Genomic DNA, 7426 nt, shown 5'->3' with positions numbered 1-7426 from the left:
CCCCCCCCCCCCCCCCCCCCCCCCCCCCCCCCCCCCCCCCCCCCCCCCCCCCCCCCCCCCCCCCCCCCCCCCCCCCCCCCCCCCCCCCCCCCCCCCCCCCCCCCGCTGGCCCGGCGTCGCGCGGGGCACCGCCGGCGCCGCCCTCGTGGCGGCGGCGCTCGTGCTGGTGGCCCTGGTGGGCAGCTGGGCAGCGCTGTCGCTGCTCGGCACGCCGGCGGTGCCCACCGACCGGGGCGCACCGATGGCACGGGGGCCGGACGTCGGGCCGCTGCTGCCGGCCCCCGCGCCGCCCTCGCCGGTCCCGGATGCCGACCCGCCCCGCGTGGCCCCACCACCGCCCCCCACCGCCCCCGCCGACACGGGCGCGGAGGGGGCCGGACGGCTCGAGCCCATGGCGCGGCAGGGCCCCACCGCCCCGTCGGCGGACCCGCCCGACCCGTCCGGCCCGGCAACCGACCCCGCACCCGCCCCGGCCGCCGTCGTCCCGGCGCTCCCCTCCCTCGCCCCGGCCCCCGCCCCGAGTGCTCCCGCCGCCCCCGTACCGGCCTCGGCCGCCGCTCCCGCACCGGCCGCGCCCGCCGCTCCGCCGTCCGCCGAGCCACCGGCGGCCCACCCACCGGCAGCCGAGCCACCGGCCGCCGGACCACCGGTCGCGGCCCCGCCGCCGACCGGCGCCTACCCGCCTCCGGCCGCGCCGTCCCCGAGCGCGCCGCCGGATGCCGGCGAGACCGACCCGCCCGAGGACCCGCACGGGTACCCGGCTCCGGAGGACCCGGAGCCCGACGGGCGACACCCGGAGGACGGACACGCCGGGTCCGACGGCCACCACCGCCACGGCGGCGACGGGGAGGACGACGGACGCGACGACGGGTCGGTGGGGTACCGGCAGCGGGCTCCCGACCCGGTCGGTGACCAGGGCCGCGACTGCGATCTCCGACACGACCGCCGTTCCCACGCCGCCGACGTTGACTGCGACCCGGCGACGTGGTCCCGCGACGGCGGCGACTGGTGAGACCGAGACCGGCCCCGCCGACTCAGACCAGGTCGAGCGGGTCCAGTTGCACGCGCACGTGCTCGGCCGCCTTCTTCGCGCTGCGGACCCCCTGCACCTCCGCGAGGGCGTGCGCCAGCGCCAGGCCCTCCGCGCGGGGCACGCGGAGGAGGTAGCGCTCCCGCTCGCCTTCCTGACCGGGACGGGAGGGCTCGGGGACCGGGCCGAGCAGGTCCGCATCGGCCGGCAAGCGGGCGGTCGCCAGGAACTCCGCCAGCGCTGCCGGGGTGCCCGCCACCGACGCCATCCGGGTCGCGGGCGGGAAGCCCAGCTCCCGCCGGTCGGCGAGCTCGCGGGCGGCCAGCCAGGCGGGGTCCCAGCGCACCAGCGCCTGGACGACGGCGTGGGCGGCGTCCGCGGCGACGACGACCTGCCCCCCGGCCGAGGCGGGTCGCACGAGGGCGGCGGCGTTCATCCAGCGCCGGAGCGTCTCCTCCCCCGCCCGCAGGTCGGCGCGGCCCAGCAGCGCCCACGAGTCCAGCAACAGGGCCGCCCCGTACCCGCCGTCGGCGACCGGCTCGGCGCCGGGGGTGGCCACCACCAGAGCCGGCCCGCCCGGCACCGACGCCAGCACCCCCGAGCCGCGGCCGGACACCCGCACGGCGGCGCCGGGGAAGGCCCGGCCGAGCTCCTCGGCGGTGCGGGCGGCGCCGACGACGGAGGCCCGCAGCTTCGTGCCGTGGCAGTGCGGGCAGTCGAAGGTGGCCGCCGGGCGGGCGCACCAGCGGCAGGCCGGTACCCGCGATCCGCCCGGCCCCGGTGTCGGGGAGATCCCCAGCGGCCCGGAACAGGCCGCGCACCGGGCGGGGGCCCGGCAGCGGTCGCACGCCAGCCCCGGCGCGTACCCGGCGCGCGGCACCTGGACCAGCACCGGAGTTCCCTCGGCCAGGGCCTGCCGGGCCACCCGGTGGGCCAGGCTGGGCAGCCGGGCGGTGCGGGCGGCGGGGTCGCGGGCCAGCTCGGCGTCGGCACCGAGGGCCTGCACGCGGGGCGCGGCCGCCCGCAGGCCGGGCCGGTCGGCGACGAGTTCGTGGGCCCACCCGCTCTCCACCAGCAGTTGCGCCTCCGCGGTCCGCGCGGTGGCGGCGACCACGGCGGCACACGACGCGAGGTGCGCCCGGTGGACGAGCACGTCGCGGGCGTGGGCGTAGGGGGCGCGCGGCTCGGCGTGCAGGTCGTCGCCGTCGTCCCAGACCGCCACCAGGCCGAGACCGGCCACCGGTGCCAGGGCGGCCGCACGGGTGCCGAGCACGACGGTCGCGCTGCCCCTGGCCGCCTCGAGGAAGCGGCGGTAACGGGCGTCGGGTGCGGCGTCGGCGCGCAGGACGACGAAGGAGCCCGAGGGCAGCCGCTCCTCCGCGGCGGCGGCGAGCCGGTCGAGGTCCCGGCCGTCGGGCACCACGACCAGCGCCCCGCGGCCGCCGGAGAGGGCGGCCTGGCACAGCTCGGTGAGTCGGGCCGGCCAGTCCTCGCCGGGCAGCGCCGTCCAGACCGCCCGCGCCGGCCGGCCCTCCGCGACCGCGGCCAGCAGCGCGGGGCCGGTCGGGTACCGGGCGAAGCCCGCCGGGTCCGGCGCCGGCGGAGCCGGTGGCGGCTCGGCCGGCGGGCGCTTCTCGGCCGCGGCCCGGCGCGGCGGGATCGCCAGCCGCAGCACGTCGGTGACGGTGCCACCCCAGCGCTCGGCCACCGACCGCGCCAGGCTCAGCACGTCGGGGGTGAGCACCGGCTCCGGGGAGACGAGCTTGGCCAGCGGCGCCAGCGTGCCGACGTGGTCGCTGGTCTCCCCCATCTCGACGACGAACCCGTCGACGAGCTGGCCGGCGAAGCGCACCCGCACCCGGCAGCCGGGCCGCACCTCGGCGGCCATCGTGTCGGGGACGGCGTAGTCGAAGGGCCGGTCGAGGTGGGCCAGGGGCACGTCGACGACGACCCGGGCCACCCGCGGGGTGGCCCCGCTGCCGGGGCCCGCCGCGAGGGTGCCGGCGGTGGGGGGCAGTGCGGTCCTCTCAGACCCCGGCGGCCGAGCGCAGCGCCTCGACGCGGTCCAGCCGCTCCCAGGGCAGGTCCACGTCGGTGCGGCCGAAGTGGCCGTAGGCCGCGGTCGGCCCGTAGATGGGCCGCAGCAGGTCCAGGTCGCGGACGATCGCGCCCGGGCGGAGGTCGAACACCGAGCCGATCGCCTTCTCGAGGACGTCGTCGGCCACCGTGCCGGTGCCGAAGGTCTCGACGAACAGGCCCACGGGGTGGGCGGCGCCGATCGCGTAGGCGACCTGGGCCTCGCACCGGCGGGCCAGCCCGGCGGCGACCACGTTCTTGGCCACCCACCGCATCGCGTAGGCGCCCGAGCGGTCGACCTTCGACGGGTCCTTGCCGGAGAAGGCGCCACCACCGTGCCGGGCCATGCCGCCGTAGGTGTCGACGATGATCTTGCGGCCGGTCAGCCCGGCGTCGCCCATCGGCCCGCCGATGACGAACTTGCCGGTGGGGTTGACCAGCAGCCGGTAACCGGTGGTCGGCAGGCCGAGGGCGGCGAGCTCCGGCTCGACCACCAGCTCCTGGATGTCGGGGGTGAGCAGCTGCTCGATGGAGATGTCCTCCGCGTGCTGGGAGGAGACGACCACGGTGTCGACGCCGACCGGGCGGTCGTCCTCGTAGACGACGGTGACCTGGGTCTTGCCGTCGGGCCGCAGGTAGGGCACCGAGCCGTCCTTGCGGACCGCCGACAGCCGCCGGGCCAGCCGGTGCGCCAGCGCGATCGGCAGCGGCATCAGCTCGGGGGTCTCGTCGGTCGCGTAGCCGAACATCAGGCCCTGGTCACCGGCGCCCTGGCGCTCGATCGCGTCCTCCGCGGTGCCGGCGGTGCGCGCCTCGTAGCCGGTGTCGACGCCCTGGGCGATGTCCGGGGACTGCGAGCCGATGGACACGCTGACGCCGCAGGAGGCGCCGTCGAACCCCTTCCGGGAGGAGTCGTAGCCGATCCCGAGGATGGTGCGCCGCACGATCTCGGCGATCTCGACGTAGCCCGCGGTCGTGACCTCGCCGGCGATGTGCACCTGGCCGGTCGTGATCAGCGTCTCGACGGCGACCCGGCTGCGCGGGTCCTGCGCGAGCATGGCGTCGAGGATGGCGTCGCTGATCTGGTCGGCGATCTTGTCCGGGTGGCCCTCGGTCACCGACTCGGACGTGAAGAGACGGCGTGGCACTCGGGGCTCCTAGGGTCGGGAACGGTTCTGCGTGTGACGGTGCCGCCGGGTGGCAGGTGCGTCCGGGTGCACGTTACCGGCGGACGACGACAGCCGGGCGACCCCACGGGTCCGGTTCAGGGGAACCGGGCGGTGACGGCGGTCCAGATGCCGGCGGCGACGGCGTCCTTGCTGCCCTCGGGCAGCTCGGTGGCGGTGCCGTCGGCGCCGAGCACGACGGCGGCGTTGTCGGGCCGGCCGAACACCCGCCCGCCCGACACGTCGTTGACGACGAGCAGGTCGCAGCCCTTGCGGGCGAGCTTGGCGCGGGCGTGGGTGAGGACGTCGCCGGCGTCGTCCCCCGTCTCGGCGGCGAACCCGACGACCAGCTGACCGGGTGGGCGCTTGGTGACCAGCTCGGCCAGCACGTCGGGGTTGCGCACCAGGGGCACCGCGGTGGGCTCGGCGGCGCTGTCCTTCTTCAGCTTGGTGTCGGCGACCTCCGCGGGCCGGAAGTCGGCAACCGCCGCGGACATGACGACGACGTCGGCGTCCGCCGACTCCGCCAGCACCGCGGCGCGGAGCTCCTCCGCCGTCCCCACCGGGACGACGCGGACGCCGAACGGCGCGGGCAGGTCGACGTTGGCCGCGACCAGGACGACCTCGGCGCCGCGGGCGGCGGCCACCCGGGCCAGCGCCCAGCCCTGACGGCCCGACGAGCGGTTGCCGAGGTAGCGGACCGGGTCCAGCGGCTCGCGGGTGCCCCCGGCACTGATGACCACGCGTCGCCCGGCCAGGTCGGGGGCGAGCGCGGCGGCGCCGTCGGTGAGCACGACCGAGGCGAGCGCGGCGACGTCGACCGGCTCGGGCAGCCGGCCGGGGCCGGAGTCGGGGCCGGTCAGCCGGCCCACGGCCGGGGGCAGCACGATCGCACCGCGGCGGCGCAGGGTCGCCACGTTGTCCTGGGTCGCCGGGTGCAGCCACATCTCGGTGTGCATGGCCGGGACGAAGACGACCGGGCAGTGCGCGGTGAGCAGGGTGGCGGCGAGCAGGTCGTCGGCGCGACCGCCGGCGGCGCGGGCGAGCAGGTCGGCGGTGGCCGGAGCGACGACGACGAGGTCGGCGGTCTGCCCGATGCGCACGTGGGCCACCTCGTCGACGTCGGACCAGACGTCGGTGGTGACCGGGTGCCCCGACAGGGCCTCGAAGGTGGCGGCACCCACGAAGCGCAGGGCCGCGGGGGTCGGGACGACGCGGACGTCGTGCCCCGCCTCGGTGAACGCGCGCAGCAGCAGCGCGGCCTTGTAGGCGGCCACACCCCCGCTGACGCCCAGCACGATCCGGCTCATGCGGTCATCCTCCCCCAGACGCGACGACGCCCCCGGCGGGTGCCGGGGGCGTCGTCCCACGAGCGTGTCCTCGACGGCGTGACCAGCCGTCGGCCCCTCTGCAGGGGCCCGCGCCGAGCGCGCGAGGCGCGGGGGCAGAGGGGTCCTCTCTCAGTTCTCGCCGGCGGTGTGGGTCAGCAGGCCCTCGTTGATCTCGCGCAGGGCGATCGAGAGCGGCTTCTCCTGGGGCGCGGTGTCGACCAGCGGGCCGACGTACTCGAGCAGACCCTCGGAGAGCTGGCTGTAGTAGGCGTTGATCTGCCGCGCGCGCTTGGCGGCGAAGATCACCAGGCCGTACTTGCTGCTGGTGCGCTCGAGCAGCTCGTCGATCGGCGGGTTGGTGATGCCCTCGGGGGCGGGTGCGACTCCGGACACGGGCGGGCGTGCTCCTCAGATCGTTCGGTGGGAGAGGCGGACTGCTGGGCTCCGGGTGCGCGGAGCAGGCGGCCGCTACTCGTGGGCGTCGCTGCTCCGGACACGTCCGGGCAACGGCGCAGTCAGCAAGCCTACCAACTCGTCCGCGGCCCTGGCCACGTCGTCGTTGACCACGACCACGTCGAACTCCCCGGACGAGTCCAGCTCGGCCTGCGCGATGGCCAGCCGCCGTTCCTGGACCGCGGGCGGCTCGGACCCGCGGCCGGCCAGCCGGCTGACCAGCTCGGCCCACGACGGCGGGGCCAGGAAGACCAGCTGGGCGTCGGCGTCCCGGGCCCGGACCTGCCGGGCGCCCTGCAGCTCGATCTCCAGGAGCGCCGGCGCCCCGGTGGCGAGTCGATCCCGCACCGGGGCGACCGGCGTGCCGTAGCGGTTACCGGCGTACTCGGCCCACTCGAGGAGCCCGTCCTCGGCGATGAGCCGGTCGAACGCGGCGTCGTCGACGAAGTGGTAGTGCACCCCGTCGACCTCCCCGGGGCGCGGCTTGCGCGTGGTGGCCGAGACCGACACCCACACCTCGGGGTACCGGCGCCTGACCTCGGCGACGACCGTGCCCTTGCCGACCCCGGAGGGGCCGGAGAGCACGGTCAGCCGCGCCGGGGGGCGCTGGGGTGGTGCACTCGACACGCGTCGTCCTCGACCTCCGGGTGCCTGGTCGTGCGGGTCAGCCCTCGCCGGAGACCTGGTCGACGGCGACCTGCTCGCCGCCGAACTCGCTCTCCAGGGCCCTGCGCTGGTTGGCACCCAGGCCGCGCACCCGGCGGGTCGGGGAGATCTCGAGCCGCTCCATGATCTTGGCAGCCCGGGCCTTGCCGACTCCGGGCAGGGACTCCAGGACCGCGGAGACGCGCATCTTCCCGATCACCTCGTCGGTCTCGCCCTGGCGGAGGACGTCGCCGACGGTGGCGCCCTTGCTCTTGAGGCGCTCACGGAGCTCGGCACGGGTCTTGCGGGCCGCGGCGGCCTTCTCGAGTGCGGCGGCGCGCTGTTCGGGGGTCAGGTCAGGAAGGGGCATGGTGCGACCCAATCGTGTCGTCGCCGGCAGTCGTCTCGACCGGCGGGGCTCGGGCTGTGTCGGGGGCAGAGCTCGCTGCTGAGCCTGTCGGCCAACCTAGTTCCCGGTATATGCGCAGGTCACGCCCGGATGAACCCCGGGATTCCAGCGGTCGGTGATTTCTCGCTCACGCGGTGTATCAACTGGCCGTCACTCACCGTCATCCCTGCAGGTCGGTGCGGCTTCCTCCACCGCGGGAGGCGTCGGTCGACGCGGACGGATCCGTCCCGACACACCGACGACGACACGCCGACACGTGCCGGAAACCGCTGGTACACGCGCTGCGATGCCGTCGGCTCACCCCTCGGCGCGCCGC

General features: G+C 77.1%; 6 protein-coding genes. All 6 read right to left on the bottom strand.

The window, feature by feature from the left end:
- Nucleotides 1–1034: 1034 nt before the first annotated feature.
- Entirely contained in the window at nt 1035–2990 is a 1956-nt protein-coding gene (locus tag ACI78V_RS12160; RefSeq protein ID WP_456851157.1) for a primosomal protein N', read from the bottom strand.
- A 67-nt stretch (nt 2991–3057) separates the two neighbouring features.
- Nucleotides 3058–4254, bottom strand: coding sequence for a methionine adenosyltransferase (metK, locus tag ACI78V_RS12155; RefSeq protein ID WP_456851156.1), 1197 nt, complete (start codon nt 4252–4254; stop codon nt 3058–3060).
- Between the two features lie 116 nt (nt 4255–4370).
- Nucleotides 4371–5582 (bottom strand): bifunctional phosphopantothenoylcysteine decarboxylase/phosphopantothenate--cysteine ligase CoaBC, encoded by a 1212-nt coding sequence (gene coaBC, locus ACI78V_RS12150; RefSeq protein ID WP_456851155.1) that lies wholly within the window; start codon nt 5580–5582, stop codon nt 4371–4373.
- Between the two features lie 150 nt (nt 5583–5732).
- Entirely contained in the window at nt 5733–5996 is a 264-nt protein-coding gene (rpoZ, locus tag ACI78V_RS12145; protein WP_012949163.1) for a DNA-directed RNA polymerase subunit omega, read from the bottom strand.
- A gap of 75 nt (nt 5997–6071) precedes the next feature.
- Nucleotides 6072–6683: a guanylate kinase gene (gene gmk / locus ACI78V_RS12140; RefSeq protein WP_456851154.1), complete on the bottom strand. Its 612-nt coding sequence runs from the start codon at nt 6681–6683 to the stop codon at nt 6072–6074.
- Nucleotides 6684–6720: 37 nt separating this feature from the next.
- A complete protein-coding gene (mihF, locus tag ACI78V_RS12135) occupies nt 6721–7071 on the bottom strand; it encodes an integration host factor, actinobacterial type (protein ID WP_456851153.1) in 351 nt (116 codons plus the stop codon).
- Nucleotides 7072–7426 lie beyond the last annotated feature (355 nt).

It is taken from the genome of Geodermatophilus sp. SYSU D00742 (genome assembly GCF_054049935.1).
The sequence above is the reverse complement of the archived record's forward strand: the minus strand, read 5'-3'. Positions and strand labels throughout refer to the sequence as shown.

Coding starts and splice junctions, on each gene's coding strand:
- coaBC (WP_456851155.1), bottom strand. CDS start 5,582: ATGAGCCGGATCGTGCTGGGCGTCAGCGGGGGTGTGGCCGCCTACAAG.
- mihF (WP_456851153.1), bottom strand. CDS start 7,071: ATGCCCCTTCCTGACCTGACCCCCGAACAGCGCGCCGCCGCACTCGAG.